Source organism: Acidobacteriota bacterium (genome assembly GCA_030697165.1).
Lineage (GTDB): Bacteria > Acidobacteriota > Vicinamibacteria > Vicinamibacterales > UBA2999 > 12-FULL-67-14b.
This window is the reverse complement of record JAUYQQ010000022.1, coordinates 254,913-280,249: the sequence shown is the minus strand read 5'-3', so window position 1 is coordinate 280,249 and position 25,337 is coordinate 254,913. Positions and strand designations below refer to the sequence as shown.

General features: G+C 66.7%; 23 protein-coding genes. 8 read left to right on the top strand and 15 right to left on the bottom strand.

Features of this window, described 5'->3' with window-relative positions; all coding sequences use genetic code 11:
* Window positions 1-50: 50 nt before the first annotated feature.
* The 6 genes from Q8T13_20890 to Q8T13_20865 all read right to left on the bottom strand — a co-directional run bounded on the left by Q8T13_20890 (window position 51) and on the right by Q8T13_20865 (window position 6,065).
* The gene (locus Q8T13_20890; GenBank protein ID MDP3720228.1) at window positions 51-371 is read right to left on the bottom strand and encodes a cupin domain-containing protein; all 321 of its coding nucleotides are present in this window, start codon (window positions 369-371) and stop codon (window positions 51-53) included.
* A gap of 407 nt (window positions 372-778) precedes the next feature.
* Complete coding sequence (locus Q8T13_20885; GenBank protein ID MDP3720227.1) at window positions 779-1,096, bottom strand: hypothetical protein; 318 nt, start codon at window positions 1,094-1,096, stop codon at window positions 779-781.
* A gap of 134 nt (window positions 1,097-1,230) precedes the next feature.
* Entirely contained in the window at window positions 1,231-1,527 is a 297-nt protein-coding gene (locus Q8T13_20880; protein MDP3720226.1) for a GNAT family N-acetyltransferase, read from the bottom strand.
* A 32-nt stretch (window positions 1,528-1,559) separates the two neighbouring features.
* Window positions 1,560-2,444 (bottom strand): hypothetical protein, encoded by an 885-nt coding sequence (locus Q8T13_20875; protein MDP3720225.1) that lies wholly within the window; start codon window positions 2,442-2,444, stop codon window positions 1,560-1,562.
* 89 nt (window positions 2,445-2,533) lie between these two features.
* On the bottom strand, window positions 2,534-3,979 hold the full coding sequence (locus tag Q8T13_20870) for a hypothetical protein (GenBank protein MDP3720224.1): 1,446 nt from the start codon (window positions 3,977-3,979) through the stop codon (window positions 2,534-2,536).
* Between the two features lie 70 nt (window positions 3,980-4,049).
* Window positions 4,050-6,065: a PBP1A family penicillin-binding protein gene (locus Q8T13_20865; GenBank protein ID MDP3720223.1), complete on the bottom strand. Its 2,016-nt coding sequence runs from the start codon at window positions 6,063-6,065 to the stop codon at window positions 4,050-4,052.
* Between the two features lie 57 nt (window positions 6,066-6,122).
* Between Q8T13_20865 and Q8T13_20860 the strand changes: the two genes are divergently transcribed.
* Complete coding sequence (locus tag Q8T13_20860; protein MDP3720222.1) at window positions 6,123-7,238, top strand: hypothetical protein; 1,116 nt, start codon at window positions 6,123-6,125, stop codon at window positions 7,236-7,238.
* A 108-nt stretch (window positions 7,239-7,346) separates the two neighbouring features.
* Here the strand turns inward: Q8T13_20860 and Q8T13_20855 are convergent, their stop codons facing one another.
* The 3 genes from Q8T13_20855 to Q8T13_20845 all read right to left on the bottom strand — a co-directional run bounded on the left by Q8T13_20855 (window position 7,347) and on the right by Q8T13_20845 (window position 10,417).
* On the bottom strand, window positions 7,347-8,129 hold the full coding sequence (locus tag Q8T13_20855) for a copper resistance protein B (protein ID MDP3720221.1): 783 nt from the start codon (window positions 8,127-8,129) through the stop codon (window positions 7,347-7,349).
* The gene (locus Q8T13_20850) at window positions 8,129-9,991 is read right to left on the bottom strand and encodes a copper resistance system multicopper oxidase (GenBank protein MDP3720220.1); all 1,863 of its coding nucleotides are present in this window, start codon (window positions 9,989-9,991) and stop codon (window positions 8,129-8,131) included. Before Q8T13_20850 ends, Q8T13_20855 begins: the two co-directional genes overlap by 1 nt.
* Before the next feature lie 63 nt (window positions 9,992-10,054).
* Entirely contained in the window at window positions 10,055-10,417 is a 363-nt protein-coding gene (locus Q8T13_20845) for a hypothetical protein (protein ID MDP3720219.1), read from the bottom strand.
* Between the two features lie 111 nt (window positions 10,418-10,528).
* Here Q8T13_20845 and Q8T13_20840 point away from each other — a divergent pair, with 111 nt between their 5' ends.
* Entirely contained in the window at window positions 10,529-11,149 is a 621-nt protein-coding gene (locus Q8T13_20840; GenBank protein ID MDP3720218.1) for a HupE/UreJ family protein, read from the top strand.
* A gap of 41 nt (window positions 11,150-11,190) precedes the next feature.
* Window positions 11,191-11,751: a hypothetical protein gene (locus Q8T13_20835; protein MDP3720217.1), complete on the top strand. Its 561-nt coding sequence runs from the start codon at window positions 11,191-11,193 to the stop codon at window positions 11,749-11,751.
* Between the two features lie 29 nt (window positions 11,752-11,780).
* Here Q8T13_20835 and Q8T13_20830 read toward each other — a convergent pair whose 3' ends face one another.
* Window positions 11,781-12,032 (bottom strand): hypothetical protein, encoded by a 252-nt coding sequence (locus Q8T13_20830; GenBank protein MDP3720216.1) that lies wholly within the window; start codon window positions 12,030-12,032, stop codon window positions 11,781-11,783.
* 58 nt (window positions 12,033-12,090) lie between these two features.
* Between Q8T13_20830 and Q8T13_20825 the strand changes: the two genes are divergently transcribed.
* Both Q8T13_20825 and Q8T13_20820 read left to right on the top strand, forming a co-directional pair.
* On the top strand, window positions 12,091-13,164 hold the full coding sequence (locus tag Q8T13_20825) for a crosslink repair DNA glycosylase YcaQ family protein (protein MDP3720215.1): 1,074 nt from the start codon (window positions 12,091-12,093) through the stop codon (window positions 13,162-13,164).
* A 75-nt stretch (window positions 13,165-13,239) separates the two neighbouring features.
* Window positions 13,240-14,472: a DUF4143 domain-containing protein gene (locus Q8T13_20820; protein ID MDP3720214.1), complete on the top strand. Its 1,233-nt coding sequence runs from the start codon at window positions 13,240-13,242 to the stop codon at window positions 14,470-14,472.
* 13 nt (window positions 14,473-14,485) lie between these two features.
* On the opposite strand, the gene Q8T13_20815 is transcribed toward Q8T13_20820, so the two are convergent.
* The 4 genes from Q8T13_20815 to Q8T13_20800 all read right to left on the bottom strand — a co-directional run bounded on the left by Q8T13_20815 (window position 14,486) and on the right by Q8T13_20800 (window position 18,717).
* A complete protein-coding gene (locus tag Q8T13_20815; protein ID MDP3720213.1) occupies window positions 14,486-14,929 on the bottom strand; it encodes a response regulator in 444 nt (147 codons plus the stop codon).
* Between the two features lie 35 nt (window positions 14,930-14,964).
* On the bottom strand, window positions 14,965-17,331 hold the full coding sequence (locus Q8T13_20810) for a response regulator (protein ID MDP3720212.1): 2,367 nt from the start codon (window positions 17,329-17,331) through the stop codon (window positions 14,965-14,967).
* 258 nt (window positions 17,332-17,589) lie between these two features.
* Window positions 17,590-18,009 (bottom strand): DUF302 domain-containing protein, encoded by a 420-nt coding sequence (locus tag Q8T13_20805; GenBank protein ID MDP3720211.1) that lies wholly within the window; start codon window positions 18,007-18,009, stop codon window positions 17,590-17,592.
* A gap of 12 nt (window positions 18,010-18,021) precedes the next feature.
* The gene (locus tag Q8T13_20800; protein MDP3720210.1) at window positions 18,022-18,717 is read right to left on the bottom strand and encodes an SDR family oxidoreductase; all 696 of its coding nucleotides are present in this window, start codon (window positions 18,715-18,717) and stop codon (window positions 18,022-18,024) included.
* Window positions 18,718-18,797: 80 nt separating this feature from the next.
* On the opposite strand from Q8T13_20800, the gene Q8T13_20795 reads away from it, so the two are divergent.
* The 3 genes from Q8T13_20795 to Q8T13_20785 are packed head-to-tail and all read left to right on the top strand — an operon-like array spanning window position 18,798 to window position 23,965.
* A complete protein-coding gene (locus Q8T13_20795; protein MDP3720209.1) occupies window positions 18,798-21,278 on the top strand; it encodes a response regulator in 2,481 nt (826 codons plus the stop codon).
* Window positions 21,279-21,323: 45 nt separating this feature from the next.
* A complete protein-coding gene (locus tag Q8T13_20790; GenBank protein ID MDP3720208.1) occupies window positions 21,324-21,806 on the top strand; it encodes a (2Fe-2S)-binding protein in 483 nt (160 codons plus the stop codon).
* Window positions 21,803-23,965 (top strand): molybdopterin-dependent oxidoreductase, encoded by a 2,163-nt coding sequence (locus Q8T13_20785; GenBank protein MDP3720207.1) that lies wholly within the window; start codon window positions 21,803-21,805, stop codon window positions 23,963-23,965. Before Q8T13_20790 ends, Q8T13_20785 begins: the two co-directional genes overlap by 4 nt.
* Window positions 23,966-24,002: 37 nt before the next feature.
* On the opposite strand, the gene Q8T13_20780 is transcribed toward Q8T13_20785, so the two are convergent.
* Window positions 24,003-25,337 (bottom strand): sorbosone dehydrogenase family protein, encoded by a 1,335-nt coding sequence (locus tag Q8T13_20780; GenBank protein MDP3720206.1) that lies wholly within the window; start codon window positions 25,335-25,337, stop codon window positions 24,003-24,005.

Below are 25,337 nucleotides of genomic sequence, written 5' to 3'. Positions count from 1 at the left end.
ATCCCTGATCCCTGATCCCTGATCCCTGATCCCTGATCCCTGATCCCCGACTACCGGTAATCGTCCCGTGCCGGCGAGAACACGTCGAGCACGCGGCAGTCAGTGACGCCGTGGCCCGAGTGACGCGCCTCGGGCGGAATCACCAACACCGATCCCGGGGTCAAGCGATGCACAACCCCATCGAGGATCACCTCCAACTCTCCCTCGATGACGCTGACGATCTGCTCGTGAGGATGCTGGTGCTCGGGAAACGACGCGCCGGCGTCAACTTCGACCCACGAGTGCGTCTGGCGTTCGGTATGGATGAGACGGGCGCGCAGGCCGGGAAAGATCTCGCGCACCGGGAGGGCGTTGACAGCGATGAACGGCATCCCGATAACCTACCTCAAGTCGCGCGCCTGGTTTGACGGGCCACCGATTACACAGATGACACAGATTCGATTGGGCCCGCGGAGCGGCCGCAGGCCGCTCTCACGAGCCAGCTGGCGCGAATTCAAGAGAGCGCTGGTGGCGTAAACGGCTCTCTTGAATTCGGGCCAGCTGGTTCGTGGCCAGACGCCGGCTTCGCAGGCGTCCGCGGGCCGCAGCTCCAATGCCAGCGCGCGCCAAGTCCGCCGCGCAATGTGGAGCAAGAATTGCGCCCCGCAGTAACAGGTGGATTGCTTAGAGTCTGGCGCCGCATTGGAGTCCCTGATCCGTGAGTCGCTTGCCCCGTGGCTCACAGAGCCGCCCGCCGATATTCTCCCAGTCTCACACGTGAGATTCAGCTCTACTTCGATCAGAAAACAAGCGCAAGAATCTGGCCGGCGAGGGATTTGAAGACGTCCTCGCGGGCCTGATGCAACGAATTCCACAGGCCAGTGAGATAGCGGTACACGCCGGCAAAGATTTCGAGTTCGTACTCATCACAAACGAATTCGATGCTGCTCGATTGCTGGCAGCATGCAGCCGACGTCGACCCCATGGGGCACTGTTCAATTCTGTAGTCCATGTGAACCCCCTGGGCCCGATTTCCGCATATGGAACGACAGTTCGAGGTGCCGCCCGACAGCTCGCTGGCCTGGTCGAAAGCGGACGGCTCGATAGTCTTGAGCATTGGCTGAATTCCCTGGTCGACTGAGCTGCGCAGTGAGGCCCGCGGAGCGGCCGCAGGCCGCTCTCACGAGCCAGCGCGCGCCGGCACCTGTGACTGAATCTGTGTAATCTGCGTAATCTGTGGCCGTCTTTTGGTCAGCGCAGCAGCTTGCTCATCTCGGGATCGCGCGTGATGACCGCGCGCGCGTAGCCGCAGATGGGCACAATCTTCAGCCCGCCCTCGCGCGCCCAGTCCACCGCGGCCGCGACCAGCTGGCGCCCCAGGCCGGTGCCGCGCAACTCGGGCGACACCTCGACATATTCGATCCGCATCACGCCGGTCTCGGGCAGCGTGTAGTCGAGCCCGCCCAGCCGGTCGCCATCGACGCGCAGGACAAACTCCGGAACATCCACCTCTTCCCGAGTGATCGTGACCTTCGCGTCCGGTTTCATACCCGTGGATGTTGCCACATCCGCGCCGGGCCCTAGCGCGTAACGGTGACGGTGACGTGGCCGTCGGCGGTCAACGCACCGTCGTCGGCCCGCGCGCGCAGCACGTAGACGCCGGGTTCCGAGAACGTCGCCTGCACCGACACGTGCCCATCGGCCGGCATCGGCGGTGGCACCCACACCGGCGCCCACGGCGAGTTGGCGCCGGCGCGCGTGTCTTCCCACGACATCACCTGGTCGGGTGTGAACGTGACCGTGCCCTTGCCGCGGTAGACGAACCAGGACACGTGCAGGCCGACGTTCTTGCCGACCGTGACCCGGGCCGGCGGCAACCACGCGCGGTTCACGCGCGCCGGCGCTTGCGATTCGGCTGGTGGGTCGGCCGCAGTGTCGCGCCGCGATCCGGTATTGGCGACGGCCGCGCCGGCCAGCCCCGAGCCCCGCCGCCTCGGCACGCCGTCGTCGGCCACCTGCACGACGAGCGTGACCGCCTCTCCGACCTTCGCGTTCAGGACCTTGCGTCCCTGCACCTCGAGCGTCGGCGGCTTGTTGGCGCGAATTTCCGGGCTGCTCGAGCCAGCCCCGAGCGCGCCGGTCTCCGACGCCCGAACCACGTCATCAATCTGGTAGTCGAGGCGCAGGCTCGCATACGCCTTCTCCGACTTCCCTTGTGTGGTCAGGGTCCAGATCAGCTCGTCCTTCTCGGAAAAGCCCGCCGGCACCGGCACGCGAAACACGAACCGGTTGCGCCGCGGCAGAAAGCGCGTGGGCTGGCCCTGGTCGGCGTCGCCGATGTTGAAGCCGTTGTCGGGACCCACCGGCACGTCGAGCTCTTCTTCCCAGTTGCGGTTCATGTACCCGAACACGAAGTACTTCGTGCCGTCGGCCGCCTGTTCCCAACCTTCGTACGCCGGCGACACATTCTGCCCGCTCGAATACGACAGCGATTGCGCACTCGCGAGAGATGCAGACAGAACGCAGGCGGCTAGCCGGACCATTCCGGCCGCCGTCACTGCGGTGGCCTCGCTGCGGGCGGCGGCGGAATATTGCAGAGCGGGCAGCCAATCACGATGCTGTTCCTCGTCAGCTTCAGCTTCTCGCGCCGTGCCGCCATCTCGGCCTGGAACTGCTCGTCGGTCAGGAACACGCGGTTGCCCAGGTCGATGAACATGTTGGCGACCGATCGATTACCCGAGCCTTGCCAGTTGCGCGGATCCGGCACGTTCTTGTTCGACGGCGAGTTGTCCATGTAACCGACGATGTGCAGGATGGTGTCCTTGGGCAATAGCGGCGCCGCGTCATCGTCGTAGTCGTAACCGCGGACCCAGTTGTGGTCGTAGCCCACGCAGTTGATGGTCTGGATGTTGTAGCCCCAGATCGCCTCGAGGCACATGCGCGCGCCGGGCGCATGCAGGTGCGGCTCGAACGACAGGATCTTGGTGTTCTCCTTCAGCAGCGCGTAGGCGTGCAGCTGCTGACCGCCCTCCATCGCCTTGATGTCGATGTCGACGCCGTTGCCCAGCGCATAGGTGGCACGGCGGTACTCCGGCTGGTAGCCCCGCGGCATGAACTTGAAGGCAATCTCGAGATGCGCCGTGGTGTCGCGGCCGTTCGAGTGCAGGTGCACCGAGTCGGAGACGATGCTCGAACCGGCCTTCAGCAGCCGCGCCGACTTGGGGTCGAAGAAGTCGGCTTCGCGGCCGACCTCGTGCACTGGCCACGAGGTGCTGTCGTCACCCGCCGCCAGCGGGTCGGCCGGCGCGCCCTCGTCGCCGATCACGCGCGTGCTCCAGATCATGTGATGGAACACGAAACGGCCGCCAACGGTTTCGCGGCCCGTGCCACTCGACCCGACGTCGTTGACCTCCCTGACCTCCAGGGCCGAGACGTAGCGATCTTCCGTCAGGCCGGTCGGCACGCGCGGGATCTCGCCCCACCAGTCGGGCGACGTGCCCTTGACCAGGATGGGCGTGGTCTTGACGACGAGATCGGGTGTGCCGATCGACCACCTCGAGCTGTCGTTCCACACGCGCGCGGGCGGCAGGTCGGCCGGGTTGCCGCGCGGCGCACCGCTGTCGGCCCAGCGCGCGATCTTCTGGATCTCCTCCGCGCTGAGCGACGGATCGTTCTTGAACTTCTGGATGCCGATGTTCTTCTCGACGTACCACGGTGGCATGACGCCGGCCTTCGGGCCAATGCCGGTGCGCTGCTTGATGGAGCGCGCCCACGGCCGCACCTCCTCGTAGGTCTGCAGCGCCATGGGCGCCACGCCTTCGGCGCGGTGGCAGTTCTCGCAGCTGCGTTGGAGTATCGGCGCGATGTCGCGCGTGAAGGTGACCTCAGCGGCCGGCGCCGCCGGCTGCCGCTCGGCCCGTAGTGCGAGCGGCGTGATTACGGCGGTCAGTGCCGGGGCCAGCAGGCCGACGGTCAATAGTGTCTTCCACCGCCGAGTCATGTGTGCACCCATACGGCGGCAAGTATAGAGTGCCTAGGGTGCCTCGGGTGCCTAAGGTGCCTGGAGTGCGCTATTTTTTGTCTTTGTCTCCGCGACCGAAGAGTCGGCCCCAAAAGCCCCGTTTCTTCTTGGGGTTCTCCTGAAGCTCGCCACGCTCGTCGGCTTCGGCGTCGGTCTGCAGCACCGGCTCGGCGTCCTGCTTGGGTTCCGCGCGCGCGAGGCGCACATCGCGACTGGCGCCCGCGGGGCGCTTCACCCAGGTGGCCTTGTGGCCGTTTGTGGCAGTCTTCATGAAGCGCGACCACATGGGCACCGCGAGTTCCGACGCGTAGCCATTGCTGCGGATCGTGCGCGGCTGATCGAAGCCCACCCACACTCCAGTTACGATCGACGGCGTAAAGCCGACAAACCACGCGTCCTTGTAGTCATTGGTGGTGCCGGTCTTGCCGCCCGCGGGCAACGCGAACCCATGCCGCCTGGCGCCGGATCCGGTGCCGGCGTCGATCACGCCGCGCAGCATGTCGGCCATCAGGTAGGCGGTCATGGGCTTGATCGCCTGCCGCGGCGTCTCGGCCGACTCGAACAGCACGACGCCATCGGCATCAACGACCTTCCGGATCAATGACGGTGGCGTGATGGCGCCGCCGTTGGCGAAGGCCGAGTACGCCGAGGTGAGCCCCAGGAGCGTGACCTCGCCGGCGCCGAGCGCCACTGACGGCACATTCGGCAGGTCGGTGAAGCCGAACCCGCGAGCCAACTTCAGCGTGCGTGTCAGCCCGACGTCGCTGAGCAAACGGACGGCCGCGCGATTGCTCGACAGGCGCAGGCCGTCGCGCAGTGTCACCCAGTCGTCCTCCTGGTGTTCATCCGCGGGATCCCAAGAGGCATTGGCGATCACCGGCCCACTCAGGTCTTCGATGGTGTCGTTGGGGCCGTAGCCCGCTTCGACGGCGGCCGCATAGATGAACGGCTTGAAGGCCGAGCCCGGCTGGCGCCGCGCGACCAGGGCGCGATCGTACGAGCTGGCCACGAAGTCGCGGCCGCCGACGAGCGCGCGCACTGCGCCCGACTGTGGCTCGATCGCGATCAGCGCCGCCTGCAGCACGGGACCGCCCGCGGCGCCCTTGCGGGTGCGATCGATGTCGGCGAGACTGCGCGTGACCTCTGCGTCAGCGGCGCGCTGCATGGCCGGATCGATGGTGGTGTAGACATGCAGGCCGCCCTCCGACACGAGCGGCCACCCGAAGCGCTCGACCAGTTGCCGCCGCACTTCCTCCTTGAAGTAGTGGCCGAACGGCTCCGGTCCGCGCAGGCCGTCCTCAATCGTCACCTGGGCGCGCATGGCCTGCGCGTGCTCGGTGGCGGTGATCGTCTTCGAGGCCAGCATGGCCCCCAGCACGACCTCCTGGCGGTTTTCGGCCTTCGCCAGATCCACCGTCGGCGCGTAGTTCGACGGCGCCTTCAGCAGGCCGGCCAGCAGCGCCGCCTCGGGCAGGGTGAGCGCCGCCGCGGGCTTGTTGAAGTACCCGCGTGACGCCGCTTCGACGCCGTAGAGGCCGTCGCCGAAGTACACCTTGTTGAGATAGAGCTCGAGAATCTCGTTCTTGGTGAAGTGGCGCTCGAGTTGTGCCGCGAAGACCACTTCGCGGAGCTTGCGGCGCAGCGTCTTCTGGCGCCCCACCGACTGGCGGGCCAGCTGCTGCGTAATGGTGCTGCCGCCCTGCACGGCTTCGCCGGCGCGGATGACCGCGAAAGCAGCGCCGGCAATACGGATGGGATCGAGGCCGTCGTGGTCGAAGAAGCGGCGGTCCTCGATGGCAATCACTGCCTTGATCAGGTAGGGCGATACCTGTGCCAGTGGCACTTCAATACGATGTTCCTTCGCGATGGTAAAAGTTGCACGGTCGGCCGCGTCATAAAGAACAGTCGCGCTCGGCATCACGCTGAAGGCGCGTAACTCCTCGCGTCCGGGCATCCCGGAGACGAGCGTATAGAAACCCCAGGCAAACACCGCGGTAGCCGCCGCGAACACGGCCACAACCACGCGGAGCATGAGCGGCCAGCTGCGAAGGGTGATCGGGGACATAACCCCAGTGGCTGCAACCGACGTGCCAAGCTTCGGCGGCCGTGTTATCGTCTGGCCATGCGAACGAAATGGCACCTCTCACTCATTGTTCTTCTGACGATTCTGGTTGGCGGCATCGGGTCCCCGCGCGAGACCGCAAATGCCCAGGCCCAGCCACCCCCGCCCCGATTCCAGGTCGATCCCTCCTGGCCGCTCGAGTTGCCGAATAACTGGATCCTGGGCTCCGTTACCGGCGTGTTTGTCGATGCCAAACAGCACGTGTGGGTCTCGCACCTGCCCGAGACGCTGACCGAAGAAGAGCTCTACGAAATGCAGACGCCGCCGATGGGCACCTGTTGCCGGCCGGCGCCGGTCGTGCTCGAGTTCGATCCGCAAGGCAAGCTGGTGCAGGGCTGGGGTGATGCGGCGACCGAGGACCCGTCGCAGTTTCCGAAGAACCCCCACGGCATTTTCGTGGACCACAACGACTTCGTGTGGGTCGGCAGCCACGCGCATCACCGGGTGATGAAGTTCACGCGCGCCGGCAAGCTGGTCTTCACAATTGGTGAGTTCGACAAGGTCGCCGGCAGCAACGACACCACGCTTCTGGGCGGGCCGGCCGGCATCTGGGTCGATCCCAAGACCAACGAGGCCTTCATCGCCGACGGCTACCGCAACCGCCGCGTCGTCGTGGTCGACGGCGCCACCGGCAAGTACTTGCGCCACTGGGGCGCCTACGGGAAGCCGCCCGACGATACGCAGAAGATGGCGAACGATCCGAACGTGCCGAACACGCAGTTCTCGACCGTGCACGGCCTGACCGGCACGAGCGACGGCAAGATCTACGTGGCCGATCGCCGCGGCAACCGCATCCAGGTGTTCGACCAAAAGGGCACGTTCCTCAGCGAGAAGATCATCGCGCCGCTGACGCGGTCGTCGGGGTCGGCGTTTGTGCTGGTGCCGTCGCAGGACGCGGCGCAGCAGTTTCTCTACATGGCGGACGGCACCAACCACAAGGTCTGGATCCTCCGCCGCAGCGACCTGGCGGTCATTGGCGAATTCGGCCGCGGCGGCCGGCAGGTCGGCCAGTTCCTGCGCCCGCACGGCATGAGCATCGACAGCCGGGGCAACCTGTACGTCGGCGAAGCCTCGACAGGGCGCCGCGTGCAGAAGTTCACGCTGATGGCCAAGTAGCCCATTCACAGGAGATCAAGAGATCAGGCGTTCATTCCGGGAAGACCAAAGACGAGTGGTCTCCTGATCTCCTGATCTCCTGTAATTCAGTCCTTTTTTCTGGTCATGTCAGAACCATACCCTTAAACCGGTGACCAGGCGCCAGCCGCCAACGTCGTGGCCTTGTTCGCGGGCCAGGTCGCCGGTGCCGAACACCTTGCGGTGCCACACCAGGCCGGCGTAGGGCGCCAGCTCACGGCGGATTTCATAACGGAACCGGGCACCGAATTCGATGGTGCTCAGGCCGGCGCCAATGCCGCGCTCGGGATCGTCCTTGCCGTACAGGTTCATCTCGAGCAGCGGCTGCATGACCAGCTTGTCGGTGAACAGCAGGTCGTACTCAACCTCAAGCCGCGCCGCCGTTCGCGCCGACTCGCCGAGGTAGAACGTGCTCTCGACTTCGAACCATTGTGGCGCCAGGCCCTGGAGGCCCACCGCCATCCAGGTGCGGCCGACGCCGGGGGCGAAGTCCTGTCGCACGCCGCCGACCACGGTCCACCAGCGCGAGAAGTTGCGGCCGAGCAGCAGGTGCCCCTCGGCATGCTCGAACGCACCCTCCTGGTAGGCCGCTTCGGTGCGTGCCCAAATGCGGTTCACGTCACCGCCGACCCATAAGTTGGTGTCCCAGAGCGCGCCGACGCCGGCGCCGGAGAACTCGGATTCCAGCTGATCGAACAGCAACATGTAGTGGATGCCGGTGTCGTGTACGGCATGCCCCTGCAGATCCGGCGGGAACGCCGCCCGGCGATCCTCGTCGGTCGGTGGCGGCACGGGCGTCACCTGCGCAGCCGCGGTGGTGGCCAGCGCGCACGCGAACAACAGTGTGAGAGCGAACCGAGTGAGGGCCGCCATTATTCCTCCACCCGCACTTCGCGGAACATGCCGGCTTCCATGTGAAACAGCAGGTGACAATGGAACGCCCATCGGCCCAGTGCGTCGGCGCGTACCCGGTAGGCGCGCTTGGTGCCCGGCGGCATGTCGATGGTGTGCTTGCGCACCAGGAAGTTGCCCGCCTCGTCTTCGAGATCGCTCCACATCCCGTGCAGGTGGATCGGGTGCGTCATCATGGTGTCGTTCACCAGCACAATGCGCAGGCGCTCGCCGTAAGTGAGCCGCAGCGGCTCGGCGTCCGCGAACTTGATGCCGTTGAACGACCAGGCGAAACGCTCCATGTGTCCGGTGAGATGCAGTTCCACCGTGCGTCCCGGATCGCGGCCGTCGGGATCGGCGAACGTGCTCTTCAAATCGGCGTAGGTCAGCACCCTGCGGCCGTTGTCGCGCAGGCCGATGCCGGGATCGTGGAGTTTCGCGGTCGGTGCCATGGTCTGCATGTCCACCAGCGGATTGTTCTCGGTGTCCGGGTGCATCTGGGCGCCACCACCGGCCGACATGTTGTGCCCGGCGTGGGGATCGGCCGCCGCCGGTGCCGCTGGCATGTTGTGGCCGGCATGGGGATCGACCGCGGCCGGCGCCGCCGGCATGTTGTGTCCGGCGTGGGGGTCGACCGCGGCTGGTGCCGCCGGCATGTTGTGTCCGGCGTGGGGATCGGCGGCGGCTGGCGGCGCCATGGCCGCCATGTCGTGGCCTGGTCCGCCGTGGCCCATGTCGGCCATGCTCAGCAGCGGCCGCGGATCGAGCGCCGGCACCGGTGCCTGCAGCCCGTCGCGCACGGCCAGCGTGCCGGCCGCGTAGGCGGTGCGGTCCATGGCTTGCGCGAAAATGGTGAAGGCGTCCTGCCCCGACGGCTCGACGATCACATCGAACGTCTCGGCGGTGGCGATGCGGAACTCATCCACCGTCACTGGATGCACGTACTGGCCGTCGGCGGCGACCACCGTCATCTTCAAGCCCGGGATGCGGACGTCGAAGTAGGTCATCGCCGAGCCGTTGATCACCCGCAGGCGCACCCGCTCGCCCGGTTTGAACAGGCCGGTCCAGTTGCCCGCGGGGGGAACACCGTTCACGAGGTGCGTGTAGGTGTGGCCCGAGACGTCGGCCAGGTCGGTCGCCGACATCCGCATGTCGCCCCACGCGCGCCGCTCGGCGACCGTGGCCTTGAACCCGTTCTCCCGGACGTCCTTCAGGAAGTCACCGAAGTTGCGGCGATCGCGGTTGTAGTAGTCGGCCTGCTTCTTCAGCTTGCGGAACACGCGCTTAGGGTCTTCGTCGGTCCAGTCGGTGAGCAGCACGACGTGTTCGCGGTCGTAGCGGAACGGCTCGGGCTCGAGCGGATCGATCACCAGCGGACCATACAGGCCGCGCTGCTCCTGGAAGCCCGAGTGGCTGTGATACCAGTAGGTGCCGCCCTGGCGCACGGCGAACTTGTAGGTGAAGGTCTCGCCTGGATGGATGCCGTGAAAGCTCAACCCCGGCACGCCGTCCATGTTGGCCGGCAGGATCATGCCGTGCCAGTGGATCGAGGTGTCCTCATCAAGCGCGTTGGCGACGCGCATGGTCACGGTGTCGCCCTCGCGCCAGCGCACGAGCGGCGCCGGGATGGTGCCGTTCACGGTAATGCCCATGCGAGGGGCGCCGGTGAAGTTCACCGGCGATTCGGCAATGCGCAGGTCGAACTCGGTGCCGGTGAGCGTCGCCTGGCTGGTGCGCGAGTCGACCTGCGCAAACCCGCGCGACGGCCACATGCCCAGGCCGGCGGCCGCGCCGCCCACAGCAAGTCCCTTAACAAACGTACGTCGATTGATCATCTGATGCATCCTCGTTCGATTACGGCGGCGCTAAAGCGCCGCCCTCCTGGCAATGGCGACAGGAGCGGACGATCAGATGCGAAGGACGGAGAGTGTCGCCAAATGCGGCGACTCGTGGCGGAGGTGGTACGAATGCAGGTGAGCACTGGAAGGGGCGAGGTCGCGGTCGGGCCTGGCCAGCGGTATCGCTAACGGAGCCGCCGCCAGGTCCTGCGCCTCGAGCGTCTTGACGACCCTTACCAGCGGTTCAGCGACGTCAGGAAGGCACGCGTGCGCAGGGTCCCCGTTGATCGCCGTGGCCGGCGCGGATTCCGTGTGGCACGAAGCCGCCTCAGGCGCCGCGAGCTCGTCCATACACTCCCACCCGCACGCGAGCAACCGGCCCGACGCCAGGAGCATCATGATGACGAGGAGATGTGCGGTGGACCGGACCATCGAGACTCTTCGACTATACCAGACGAGCGTTGAGGGTAGAATTTCAGGCGATTGACCACCCGACGCTACCTCGTCCTGCTCCTCGTCCTGGCGACGGTCTTCGCCGACGGCGTGTCCGCGCACGGCGTTGCCGCCAGCGACAAGGACCTGATCACGCAGGGCCGGCAACTGGCCGTCTTCATCTACCTCGGCGCCAAGCACATGGTCACCGGCTACGACCACCTGCTGTTCCTGTTCGGCGTGATCTTCTTTCTCTACCGCCTCAAGGAAGTCGCGCTCTACGTCACGCTGTTCGCCGTCGGCCACAGCATCACGCTGCTCTACGCGGTGATGAGCGGCACGCACGTCAACCCGTTCCTGATCGACGCCATCATCGGCCTGTCGGTGGTCTACAAGGCGCTCGACAACATGGGCTTCTTCACGCGCCTGTTCGGCTTTCAGCCCAACACCAAGCTGGCCGTGTGGATCTTCGGCCTGTTTCACGGTCTCGGTCTCGGCACCAAGCTGCAAGACTTCTCGCTGTCGGCCGAGGGGCTGGTGCCGAACATCATCGCCTTCAACGTCGGCGTGGAGTTAGGACAGGTGCTGGGACTAAGTGCGATCCTGATCGCCATGGGCTTCTGGCGCCGCTCGCCCGGCTTCGACCGCCACGCCTTCGCCGCCAACGTCGTCGTGATGACCTGCGGCTTCATCCTCGCCGGCTATCAACTGGTCGGTTTCGCCACGCAATAGGGCCACAGATTAGACACCGATTAGTCACAGATTGGGAACGCATGACCTCTGCTAACACCCCACCGCTGCCGACCGTGCCACAGCTCGCGCGCGCGATTGGCATTGCCCTGCTGGTCGCCGCGACCGTCCTGGTTACCGCCGTCCTGCCGGCCGAGTACGGCATGGACCCAACGGGCATCGGCAACGCGATCGGCCTGCTGCGTCCGCCGGCGTCGGCGATTGACATGACGATTCCGGTGACGCCCGAAGCCGCCGCCACCGTCACCCGGCCCGAGGCGCCCTTTCGCAGCGACGAGATGACGCTGACGCTAAAGCCCGGCGAGGGCGTCGAGATCAAGGCGACCATGGTCAAGGGAAGCAGCTACGTGTTCAGTTGGACGGTCGCGGGCGGCACCGTCGAGTTCGACATGCACGGTGAGTACGGAGATGGCACCGGCGGCGAGGCCAGCTACGCGAAGGGCGAAGAAGCCGCGAGCGATCACGGTACGTTTCACGCACCGTTCGATGGCCGCCACGGCTGGTTCTGGCAGAACCTGACCTGGGAACCGGTCACGATCACGCTGAAGACCAGCGGCTTCTACAGCAAGATCGAGAAGCTTTAGGGATGGTCCGGCTAAAGCCGGACGCTACATCACGCCGACGGTTGGGAGCCGTCCGAATCGGCCGGGAGCCGCTTCGAGGGATCGCGATACCAGCTCATGGTGGGATTCTGCGAGCGGCCGGCATCGGCCAGCGCGCTCATCGCATGCTCCGGCGTGTCGTAGCGCTCGTCGGGCACGTTTTCGGGCAAGGTGTGGCCCGCGCGCCAATCAAGCGGAACCGTTAACAAACTGCAGGTGCCGTCGCTCCACACGTGGAGCACGACCTTCGTGAGCGCAGACAAACTTCGTCCTTTCAGGGGGGTGACTCCAGTGTAGCATCCCGTCGATCATAAGACCCGGATGACGACAATCGAAGACATGCGGCGGTTCGCCGTCACGCGCAGCCTGTTTCCGCCGACCACCCTGGCGCGCGCGATCGACACGCTGGGGTTCGTGCAGGCCGACCCGATTCGCGCGCCGGCTCGCGCGCAGGACTTGACGCTGCGGCCACGGGTCGAGGGGTACCGCGCCGGCGATCTCGAGCGGCAGTACCCGCGCCTGCCGATCGAAGAAGACGTCTTCATCAACTACGGCTTCGTCACGCGGCGGCTGCACGCGCTGATGCACCCGCGCGCCGGCCTGTCGCCCAACGCGTCCAACAAGCGGGCGGCGGCGCTGCTGGCGTTCGTGCGCGAACGCGGCACGGTTCACCCACGCGATGTCGATGCGCACTTCGCGCATGGCCGCGTCACCAATTACTGGGGCGGCTCCTCCAGCGCCACCACGCACATGCTCGAGGCCATGCACTACAAAGGGCTGCTGCGCGTGGCCGGCCGCGACACCGGCATCCGCCTGTATGCGGCGCAGCAGACCGGCGAGGGCGTCAGCGGTGCACTCGCCCGCCGCGCCCGCCTCGACGCCCTGGTCGACATCGTCGTTCACAAGTACGCGCCACTGCCGGCGGCCAGTCTGTCGTACGTGATCGCGCGGCTCAGATATGCGGTGCCGCATTGGCGAGCCGAAGTGCGGGCCGCCCAGGTTCGCGCCCGTCAGCGCCTGTCACACGCCGTGGTCAATGGGCAGACGTGGTACTGGCCGGCGGGCGAAGCGATTCCGGACGATCAGGCGCCAGAGGCCGTACGGCTGCTCGCGCCATTCGATCCCGTGGTGTGGGATCGCCGGCGCTTCGAGCTGTTGTGGGACTGGGCATACCGATTCGAAGCCTACACACCGGAGCCCAAGCGAAAGCTCGGCTACTACGCGCTGCCGCTGCTCTGGCGCGACCGCTGCGTCGGCTGGGCCAACGTCTCGCTGAAGGACGGACAATTGCTCGCTGCGCTCGGCTATGTCGCGGGCCGGCCGCCAAGGGAAGCCGCGTTCAAGCGCGAGTTGGAGTTGGAACTGGCCCGGATGCGGCAGTTCCTCAGCGGCTAGCCTTCCGTGTAATGTTGGCATCGATCTATGTGTTACAGTGGCATCACTTTGTGTGTAATAGTGGTATTTTAGGGCGTGGCGATTTATGCCCCGCGCGCGCTCGATGGTGCGATCGAGTTGCTGTTCAGGCAGTTGCCTGCACTGCTGCTGGTCGGCCCGAGAGCATCGGGAAAAACGACGACGGCGGCCCGGCACGCTGCCTCAATCGTCCGGCTGGACATCGCCGCCGAGGCGCAGTCATTCAAGGCCGATCCGGACGCTGCCCTGCGCGGACTTCGGGAGCCCGTGCTGATCGACGAGTGGCAATTGGTGCCCGGCGTGCTCGGCGCCGTCAAGCGCGCCGTAGACACCAGGCCTGAGCCAGGCCGTTTCATCATCACGGGTTCGGTTCGCGCTGAACTGGACGGCGAGTGGTGGCCTGGCACTGGTCGCGTGACGCGGCTGCCGATGTTCGGCATGACCATTCGCGAGCAGGTGGGCGCCATCCGAGGGCCGTCGTTCGTCGACCGCGTCGCCGCGGGGGCGCCGCTCGAGCCAGCCCGGCACACGCCCGATCTTCGCGGCTACGTGGACCTGATTTTTCAGAGTGGATTCCCGGAGCCGGCACTGCGCCTCACCGGCGCCGCTCGACAGCGCTGGCTGGACAGCTACCTCGAGCACCTGCTCACTCGCGACGTTGAACTCGTGGACGCCGGCCGCGATCCGGTGCGACTGCGCCGGTACGTGGAAGCGTACGCGCTCAACACGGCCGGTGTGGCGGATGAACGGACGCTGTTTGATGCCGCCGGGATCAACCGAAAAACCGCGGCCGCGTACGACCGGCTCTTGAGCAACCTGTTCGTGACCGAAAACCTGCCCGCCTGGACCTCGCACCGCCTCAAGCGACTGGTCCAGGGTCCCAAGCGCCACGTGGTCGACCCGGCCATCGCCGGCGCCGCGCTGAGGCTCGACACCAGCGGCGCCCTCCGGCAGGGCGATCTGTTCGGCCGGCTGCTCGAGACGTTCGTGGTCGCACAGATCCGCGCCGAGGTGCCGGTTAGCGAGACGCGGCCGCGGCTGTTCCATGTGCGGCAGCAGGAAGGCCGGCTCGAGGTCGACCTCCTGGTGGAACTCGGCGGCGGCCGGCTCATTGCGATTGAAGTGAAGGCCGACGCGGCGCCCACCGCGGCGGCGGCCCGCCATCTGGTGACGCTGCGCGATCGCTTCGATGAGCAGTTCGTGGCCGGCATCGTCCTGCATACCGGTCCCCGCGCGTTCGCGCTCTCCGACCGCATTGTGGCGGCACCGATCTCAACACTTTGGAGTTAGACCGACGCCGGCGCTAAAGATCCTTGAGGTCAGCGTCCATCCACGCGTCAAGGCGGGCCGCGCCGTCGGTTCGCGCCGGGGGCTTGGCAAGCTCGGCCTCCCGCCACGCGATCGCGTTCGTCACGGCCCTCAGCACCAGGCTTTTCTCGAATGGCTTGACCAGGTACTCGACGATGCCGGGCTGAAAGCTGGTGGTGGGAGGAATGGTGTCGACCGCCGTGGCCAGGACGATGGCGGAGTGCGGAAACCGCTGGCGCAGTTGCGCCGCCAGCCACAAGCCGCCCTGGCCGGGCATCTCGATGTCGCACAACACCACATCGGCTGGGCTCTCGGTCATGACGGCGAGCGCGGTCTCGGCATCGGGTGCCTCCCGCAGGCTGTAGACCGGCAGCGTCAGAAAGCGCGAAAGGATCTGCCGGATGCCAACTTCGTCGTCCACGATCAGGATGGAATGCACTTGGTCCTCGTCTTCGGTTTCAGGTCGGGCGGCGCCTAGCGATCCAGGGTCTCGCGCAACTGGCTCAGGAGCTTCGCGGCGGTGAACGGTTTATGCACGACTGGCCGGCTGCGATCGAGGTCAGCCAGCCTGATCAGGGTGTGCTCGGAGTAGCCTGACATGTAGAGGTAACGGAGTGCCGGGTTCGCCAGCAGCAACCGCTGCACCAGCTCGGGCCCGCCACACCCGGGCATCACCACATCGGTCACCACGATGGCGATCGCGCCAGCGTGGCTATGGTACATCCGTTCGGCGTCATTGCCATTGTCCGCTTCGATCACTCGATAACCTGCCCGGTCGAGAATACGCCTGGCCAGGTCGCGCACACCCGGCTCGTCTTCGACGAGCAGCACGGTCTCTGACGGACGGGCCGCCGGCGCAGTCGCCACGGCGGTAGGCGCGACCGCGACCGCCGCGCCAACCGCGCGCGGCAGGTAGACCCTGAAGGTCGTGCCGTGGCCGAGCTCGCTGTAGACCCAGATGTACCCCTTGCTTTGCTTGACAATGCCGTAGGTGGTGGACAGGCCGAGGCCGGTGCCCTTACCGGTGGGCTTGGTCGTGAAAAAGGGCTCGAACAGGCGCCGTTCGGTTTCCTTGGTCATGCCGGCGCCAGTGTCGGTGACCGACACCATGACGTACGATCCGGCAATCACGGTTTCGGAGTGGAACGACGAATTCTCGATGTCGGCGTCCGCGGTTTCGATCGTCAGCGTGCCGCCGCTCGGCATGGCGTCGCGGGCGTTGACCGCCAGGTTCATGACCACCTGCTCGATCTGGCTACGATCGGCCAGGGCCGCCGCCAGCCCTGGCGCCAGGACCAGCGACACGGCGATGTCGGCCCCAATCAAGCGGTTGAGCATGCGGGTCATGTCGGTAATCAGCGCGTTGACGTCGAGGGGCATCGGGTCGAGCACCTGTTGCCGGCTGAACGCCAGCAACTGTCGCGTCAACTCGGTGGCCCGCTTGGACGCCTTGAGGACTTCTTGCAGGTCGGTGGCATTCTGACTGCCCGCGTCGAAGGTCTCGCCCACCAGCTCGGTGAAGCCGCTGATGACCGTCAGCAGGTTGTTGAAGTCATGCGCCACGCCGGCGGCCAATTGGCCGACCGCCTCCATCTTGTTGGCCTGCAGGTGTTGCGCTTCGAGCAGCCGCCGTTCGGTGACATCCTGCGAGATGCCGACGCCGCGCCGAGGCGCGCCATCGCTTCCCAACTGAAAGCGACCGGTGTTGTGGAGCCAGCGCAGCGAGCCGTCGGGCAACAGCGCCCGGTTGTGGATCGAGAAGTCGGCCCCCGACTTCGCCCCCTCCGCGAGTGCGGTCCGTGCGGCGGCTTGATCCTCGGGATGAATCCGCGCGATGAACGACTCGAGAGTGCCACCGAACTCCCCCGGGGCCAGGCCGTACTGCGACTCGAGGATCGGCGACCACCGCGTGGCCCCGGTCGGATAGTCCACATCCCAGATGCCCACGTTGGCAATCTCGAGGGCATAGCTGGTGCGCTCGTTTGCCATCTGCAGCGCTTCGACCGCGGCGGTGCGGTCGGTGATGTCGCTGCCGGAGCTGAAGGTCCCGGTGACGTGGCCGTTCGGGTCGCGCAGCACGGTGTTACGCCATTCGATCAGCCGCTCGACGCCCGACCGCGCGAGCACCGGGTTCTCGGCGAGCGCGAACTCGCCGGTCAGCATGCGCAGGAAGCGTCCACGAAACCCCGCCCGGGCGCGTTCGGGCAGGCAGCTCTCGGCCCACTCCCGGCCGATCAGCTCCTGCTCGTCCCAGCCGAGCACCTCGCAGGCATACCGGTTCGCCAGCGTCACGCGGCCGTCGATGTCGAGCGCGAGCAGGAACACGTCGGCGGTGCTCAGGTACCGCGCCGCGCGGTCGCGCTCCTGGCGCAGTTCAAAGGTGCGGGCGAGGACCTCGGCCTCCAGCACCTGGGCATTCTGGTCGAAGTGGTCGCCATAGGCCTTGAGGCGCAGCAGGTTGCGCACGCGCATCGACAGCTCGGCGCGATCGACCGGCTTGGTCAGGAAGTCTTCGGCCCCCGCCGTCAGGCCGCGGAGTCTCACGTCGCGGTCGTCGAGCCCCGTCACCAGGACGATCGGAATATTCCGCGTGGTCAGCCCGTTCTTGAGTTCGGCCGCGACGTCGACGCCGTCCATGTCGGGCATCATCACGTCGAGCAGGATGAGATCGGGACGCTCGTCATCGATCATCGCCAGCGCCTCGCGGCCGCCGGCCGCCATCCGGATCTCGTAGCCGGCCGATGCCAGCATGCCCTCCAGCAACTGCCGGTTGGGGCGCTCGTCGTCCACGATCAGGATGCGGGCCTGGCGATCGGTGAAGCTCGACGCTCGGTCAATCATGATGGCTCCGGGTGGGACGCACCTGCTTCGCCTTCATCGACCTCTCTCCCGTGACTTCTCGCGCGGCCCAAAAAAAACACTGTGTGCGGCGAGTATCGCACGGGGTCGCCGCCGATCAGTGCAACACTGTGCACTGATCGGTTTCGATGAACTCGAGGCGGCCCAAACGATCGCCGCTCCCAACTAGCGAAGTGCTGGATGAGCGTATTGGAACCCACTGGTGAGGTGCGATCGGCGAGTCGCGACTCGACGTCGCCGTTATGCCGCGCTGATGCGCTTCAGGGCGTCCGTCGCCCGCACCATCCGGACTCGCGCATCCTTCGCCACTTCCACCATGTGCGGCGCCATGCCCGCAGCAACGCCACCGAGCAGCTGTTCGGGATCGGTCAGTCGCACCATGCTGCGACCCTCGCCGGTTGATTCCACCGTCACGTTGCACGGCAGCAACAGCCCGATCGAGGGATCGGCCGTGACCGCGGCGTACGCCAGCGGCGGGTTGCAGGCGCCGAGAATGACGTACGGACGAAAGTCCTTGCCGAGCTTTTCCTTGAAGGCCGCTCGCAGGTCGATCTCCGTCAACACGCCGAATCCTTCCTGTTTCAACGCGTCCTTCACCAGCGGAATCGCGTCGTCGAAGGCCATCGGTAGTTCCACCTCAAAACCCAGTTTGTTCCCCACTTGAATCTCCTTCTAGTCTTCCTTCCAGGGGTTGTTGGCAAAGACCGCCAGTTCCGTCCACAGCACGCGACGCGGCATGTTCAGGCCTGCCATGATCGTGGCGGCAATATCCCCAGCGTAGAGCTTGTTCGGGTTGTTGCGGCCGGTCTTGCCCATCCAGTTGGTCTGCACTTCCGACGGGCAGATGCACACGACCCGAATGCCGTGCGGCCGCAGTTCCGCCTGCCAGCACTGGCTGATCCCGCGCACGGCCCACTTGCTGCCCGAGTACGCCGTGCCGCCCACGGCGCCCTTCGTGCCCGAGGTCGAGGCGAGGTTCACGATGTCGCCGCTCTTCTGCGCCTTCATGAGTGGCACCACGCGATTGGTGAGATCCACCATGCCGAAGACGTTGATGCCGAACAGTTGCCGCATCTTGTCGACGTCGAGCGCGCCGATCTCGGCGTTGTAGCCGGTGCCGGCGTTGTTGATCAGCACGTCGATGCCGCCCATCACGCCAAGCGCGGTCTCGATCGTGCGCGCATTGTCGGCGTCAACCGCCACATCGGCCTTGAGGCCATGCGCGCCGGTGGCCTTGGCCACCGCGGCAATCTCCGCCTCATTGCGGCCGGTAAACACGACCTGGTGGCCGGCCTCCCGCGCCTGAGTGACGATGGCGGCGCCAATGCCCTGGCTGCCGCCGGTGACGAGGAAGCGTTGTGTCTGCATGTGCCATTATGCGCCGGGCCGCGCGCTGTCCTGTTCTGAACACTCGCACCCCCTGAGCGGCCCATATACTGGCCGCGAGCTTGGCAGTCATACTGATCGTCGACGACCTCGCCAGTAACCGCCGAGCGCTCGCTGCGCCGCTGAGCGCTCGCGGCCATCGCCTGCTCGAAGCCGAAAATGGCCACGCTGGCCTGGCCGTGGTGCAGTCCGATCGCCCCGACCTGGTGATCAGCGACGTGCTGATGCCGGTGCTCGACGGCTACGAATTCGTCCGCCGACTCCGCCTCGACCCCGCCACCGCGGCCCTCCCGGTGCTGTTCTACACCGCGCCCTACGGCGAACGCGAGGCGCGGGCCATGGCGCGGGCCAGCGGTGTGCCCTACGTGCTCACCAAGCCGCCACTCCAGGAGGAAGTGCTGAAGATTGTCGATCTGGTGCTGGCCGGCGGTGCCGCCGCTGCCGGCGTTGCCGGCGCCGACGCCGAACAGCTGCAGCTCCTGGGCGATCAGTTGTCGGAGACGGCCGACGACCTGCGCCGGGCGAACGCGCGCCTGCGCGCGCTGATCAACATCGGCCTCGATTTCGCGTCGATGCGCGACTCAGCGCACCGCTTGCGCCGCGCGTGCTGGGCGGTACACGACCTGTTCGGCGCGTCCTACGTCACCATTGGCATCCTCGGCCGTGACTGCCTGCTCCGCAGCCTGGTGTGCTCCGATCCCGATGTCGAGCCGTGGATCGCGGCCGGCGACCGCCCGCCGGGCATTTTCGGGACCGTCATCACCGAGCGGCGCTCGACCCGCGGCCGAGTGACCAACGCCGAGCCAGGGTCCCGGCTGTTCCCGGCCCGCCATCCCGAGGTGCAGCACTTCCTGATCGCGCCGATCACCTCGCCGACCAGCGTCTATGGCTGGATCTGCCTGGTCGGCAACGACGAGCGCGCGTTCACGGCCGCCGAAGAGCAGCAGGTGCTGGCCATGGCAGGGTACATTGGCCGCCTCTACGAGCTCGAGCACGAGACCGCGGAACGCCTCGAGGTCGAGAGCGCGCTGCGGCAGAGCGAACGGCTCAACCGCAACCTGCTCGAACATCTTCCCCACCGCATCGTCGTCAGGGATCGACAGTCGGTCGTGCGGTTCTGCAACACCAACTACGCCCGCGATCTCGGCCGGCGCGTCGAGGATGTCGTCGGCAAGGACGCGACCGCCTTTCATCCGGCCGACATGGCCGAGGCGTCCAACGCCAGCGACCGCGAGGTGATGGACAGCGGCGTCTTGCACAACATCGAGGAGCCCTACCACGCCAACGGCGAGCGGCGCTGGGTGCGCACGGTCAAGGTGCCGTACCGCGACGAGCAGGGGGAGGTCACCGGGGTGCTGGTGGTGTCCGAAGACATCACCAGCCGGCGGGCGCAGGAGGAGCAGTTTCAACAGGCCCAGAAGATGGAGGCGATCGGCCAACTGGCCGGCGGCATCGCTCACGACTTCAACAACCTGCTGACGGCCATTCTTGGCTATTGCGGACTGCTGCTCGATGACCTCCAGCCAGGCGACCGCCATGGCGCCGACGTGACCGAGATTCAGAAGGCCGGCCAGCGGGCGGCGGAACTCACGCGACAACTGCTGGCGTTCAGCCGCAAGGAGATCATCGCGCCCTCGACCTTCGACCTCAACGTGGTGCTCGCCGACATGCGGGCGATGCTTGATCGGTTGATCCGCGAGAACGTGACGATCGTGCTCGGCCTCGCGCCCGACTTGTCGCTGGTGACGATCGACCGCAGTCAACTCGAGCAGATCGTGATCAACCTGGCGGTCAACGGCCGCGATGCCATGCCGGATGGCGGCACGCTGACGATCGAGACCGCCGACGTCGAGCTCGACCAGCACTATGCGCAGGGGCACCCGGGCGTTGCGCCGGGCCCGCACGTGTGCCTCACCGTCACCGATACCGGCATCGGCATGTCGCCAGAAGTGATGGCCCGGATCTTCGAGCCGTTCTTCACCACCAAGACTCGCGGCAGCGGCACGGGGCTGGGCCTGGCCAGTGTCCAGGGCACCATTGCCCGAAGCGGCGGCAGCGTGACGGTATACAGCGAGATCGGCAAGGGGTCGGCCTTCAAGGTCTACTTCCCGCGCGCCGCCGCGGCGACGGCGACCGCGCCGGCTCCGCCGGCGGTCGTCAACCAGCTGGGTGGCACCGAGACCGTGCTGGTCGTCGAGGACGCCGACGGACTGCGCAACCTGATCGGCCTGCTGCTGGCGCGGCAAGGCTATACGGTGCTGAGCGCCGCCAACGCGGGCGAGGCGCGGCGGTTGTTCGACGAGCACCCGGACATCGCCGTGATCCTCGCCGATGTCGTGATGCCCGGCGCCAGCGGCCCCGAGCTGACCCGAGAACTGCTCGTCGAGCGGCCGTCCTTGAAGGTGATCTACATGTCGGGCTACCCGCCAGGCACCATCGACCGGCAAGGCGTCCTGCTGGCGGGCATTGCCTTTCTCCCCAAGCCCTTCACCGCCGACGCCCTGGGGCGCAAGCTGCGGTCGGTCCTCGACTCGGTCGATTGACGTATCCTCGTGGCACCGCGTACGCCGCGCGGCCAAAGAGGATTCATGGCCATCACCCTCACCGTCAACGGCACGACCCACACCCTCGATGTCGAACCGGAGATGCCCCTGTTGTGGGCGCTGCGCGAAACCGTCGGGCTCACCGGCACCAAGTTCGGCTGTGGCATCGCCGCCTGTGGCGCGTGCACCGTGCATCTCGATGGCCGGCCGGTGCGCTCGTGCGTCCTGCCGACCTCGGCTGCCGAGGGCAAGAGTGTGACGACGATTGAAGGGCTGGCGCAAGACGGCACGCTGCACCAGGTGCAGGCCGCCTGGGTGGCGCATCAAGTGCCGCAGTGCGGCTATTGCCAGTCGGGCATGATCATGGCCGTTGCGGCGCTGCTCGCCGAGACGCCGAAGCCGACCGATGCCGACATCGACGCCCGCCTGACCAACGTCTGCCGTTGCGGCACGTTCACGCGCGTGCGGACCGCCATTCATGCCATCGCCTCCGTCGCCAGCACCACCACCGAAGGGAGCGTGTCATGAACAAGTGGACCAGGCGCGCGTTCATCGGCGCCGGCACGGTGGCCGGCGGCGGTTTCCTCATCGGCGTCGCCGGCTTCACCTTCGCACCCAGCCGGCACTCACTCGTGTCGGACGATGCCGCGGCCAAGGGTCAGCTCACGACCTGGATCACGATCACGCCCGACAACCTGATCGAGATCCTGATCCCGCACTGCGAGATGGGCCAGGGCACGCCGACGGCGCTGGCCATGATGGCGGCCGAGGAACTGGAAGCCGACTGGTCGCTGGTCCGCGCCGAAGAAGCACCGGCGCTCGACGAGTACGCCAACGGCTACATCATCCGCGCCATGGGTGGCGGCTACGTGCCGGCCATGCTGGGGCGCGGCGTCGATTACGGCGCCTTCAAGGCCATGGAGTGGTTCGGCCTCATGGTGACGGGCGGTTCGACCGCGGTGCGGGGCACCGGCGAGTGGGGCATGCGGGTGGCCGGCGCCGCCGCGAAGGAGATGCTCGTGGCGGCCGCCGCGAAGCAGTGGAACGTGCCGGCCGCCGAGTGCGCGGCCAAGGCGTCGCGCGTCGCCCACGCGGCCTCGGGTAAGAGCGCCACCTACGGTGAACTCGCGCGCGCGGCAGCGGCCGAATCGGTGCCGACCAGCCCGGCGCTCAAGAACCCCGACACCTTTACCATTCGCCGTACCTCGGCGAAGCGGCTCGACATCCCCTCCAAGGTGGACGGCAGCGCCGTCTATGCCATCGACTTCACCCTGCCGGGCATGCTCTACGCCGCGCTCGCAATCGCGCCGGTGCAGGGCGGCAAGCTGGTGTCGGTTGACACCGCGCCCGCCGAGGCGATGCCCGGCGTCAAGAAAGTCGTGCGGTTAGACGAGGCGGTGGCGGTGGTTGCCGACAGCTTCTGGCGCGCCCGCCGCGCGCTGGCCGCTCTCACGCCGGAGTTCAGCGATGCCGGACACGGCGCGGTCTCGACGGCGTCGATTTTCGCGGCCTTCGACCAGGCGCTCGGCCCGGCGCCGGCGCTGCCGAAGAACGCCGCGACAACCGTCACCGCCGATTACCGCGCACCGTTTCTCGCGCACGCGACGATGGAGCCCATGGTGTGCACGGCCAGGGTTGAGAACGATCGCGCGGAGGTGTGGGCCGGCGTGCAGGATCCGCTGAACGCGCGCAGCGTCGCGGCCAAGGCGCTCGGCCTCGATACCGGGAATGTGAAGCTCACGAATTTCCTGCTCGGTGGCGGCTTCGGCCGGCGCCTGCCGTTCACGTTCGACTACGTGGATCTCGGCGTGCGCGTGGCCAGGGCGATGTCGCCGGTGCCGGTCAAGACCATCTGGACGCGCGAGAACGACATCCAGCACGATTACTATCGCGGCGCGGCGATGTCGCGGCATGCCGGCGCGCTCGACGCGAACGGGGTGCTCCTGGCCGCGCACTCCAACTACACCGGCGGCGGCAATGGCGAGGCCGTGTTCATGCCGTACGCCATCGACGAAAAGGAGGCCGAAGAGAAGAAGGCCGCCCATCCGATCCGCGACGGCCAGTGGCGATCGGTGCTCAACTCGCAGCACGGCTTCTTCAAGGAATCCTTCATCGACGAGATGGCGCACGCCGCCGGCAAGGATCCGTTCGAGTTCCGGCGCGGGCTGCTCGGCGAGCAACCGCGCTTCAAGGCCGCGCTCGAGAAGGCGGCGGCCATGTCCGGCTGGGGCACTCCCCTGCCGACCGGCGAAGGCCGCGGCATTGCCGTGTGTGACAGCTTCGGCACCATCTGCGCCGAAGTGGTGCATGTCGCGGTGTCTCCCGACGGTCAGCTGAAAGTATTGAACGTCTACGCCGCCGTTGACTGCGGCGATGTCGTCAACCTCGACGGTGCCACCGCCCAGGTGGAAGGCGGCATCATCTTCGCCCTCTCGGCAGCTCTGCTGAGCGAAATTACCATCGACCAGGGCCGCATTGTCCAGACCAACTTTCGCGACTACCCTATGATCCACATCGCCGACGCCCCGAAGATCACCACAGCGTTCATTCGTTCGGACGCGCCGCTCGGCGGCCTGGGCGAGCCGCCGGTGCCCCCGCTGGCGCCGGCGCTGTGCAACGCGATCCACGCGGCCACCGGCATCCGCGTCCGTGAGTTGCCGATCAAGAACACGCCGCTCAGGACGTAACCACGGCGCGAGGAGCTGCTTCTCGGCGCCGCCTGAGCTACCGACGCGCCATTCCCGCCGTGCCGGCGACCCGCCACACCGCATTTCCCACGTCATCGGCCACCAGCAGCCCGCCGCGCGAGTCGAGGGCGACACCGACCGGACGGCCCATGGCCTCGCCGTCTTGCGTAAGGAAGCCGGTCAGCACATCAACCGGCAGACCTGAAGGCTTGCCTCCCGCGAATGGCACAAAGATCACCTTGTAGCCGCTGCGCGGTTTCCGGTTCCACGACCCGTGCTGCCCAACAAACATGCCGCGCTGAAACAGCGCCGGCAGGCTATTGACGTGGGTATAGGCGAGACCGAGCGAGGCGGTGTGCGAGCCCAGTGCGTAGTCAGGAACAATGGCCGTGGCGACCAGGTCAGGCCGCGGTGGTTTGACCCTCTCGTCCACGTGGGACCCGAAATAGCTGTACGGCCACCCATAGAAGCCGCCGTCCTGGACCGCGGTCATGTAGTCGGGCACCAGGTCGTTGCCAAGCTCGTCACGCTCGTTCACGGCCGTCCACAGCGCGCCGGTTTCCTTGTTCCACGCCAGGCCGACCGGGTTACGCAGACCCGTCGCGAACAGGCGCTTGGCGCCGGTCGCCAGATCGATCTGCCAAATCGCCGCCCGGCCGTCTTCTTCGTGCATGCCGTGCTCGGCGATGTTGCTGTTGGAGCCGACCGTGGCATAAAGCTTCGAACCATCCGGGCTCGCGATGATGTTCTTGGTCCAGTGGTGATTGAAGGTTCCGGCGCCCGGCAGGCTGGTCACGGTCGTGACCGGCGCCGTGATGGTCGTGTCGCCGGCGGCGTACGGCACCTTGACGATGGCATCGGCGTTGGCGATGTAGAGCGTGTTGCCGATCAGCGCCATGCCAAAAGGCGAGTTCAGATCCGTCAACAACGCCGACCGCACTTCGGCCACGCCATCCCCGTCGGCGTCCCGGAGCAAGGTGATGCGATTGGCGCTGGGCACGGCGGCGCCGGCCTGCTTCTGGTAGCGCCTGAAGAACCACCCCCTGATGCCGGTGACCGCGCCACGCCCTGGCGGAGCGTTGGTTTCGGCGACCAGCACATCGCCGTTGGGGAGCACATACAACCAGCGCGGGTGGTCGAGTCCACGCGCGAAGGCCGTCACGGTGGTGCCCGCGGCAGTGGCCGGCAGCGATTCGCCGGGCCACCCGATTGCCTTCGCGACGCTGATGGTAGGAATCACCGAGGTGTCGGGCGGTGGCAACGCGGGGGTGGCGCCGACGCCCTGAATCACGGCGACACCCGAGGTGCTGCTGCAACCGACGGCCATGGCCACGCCCAACGCGATCCCTGACAGCAAGAGTGTGCTTCTCAT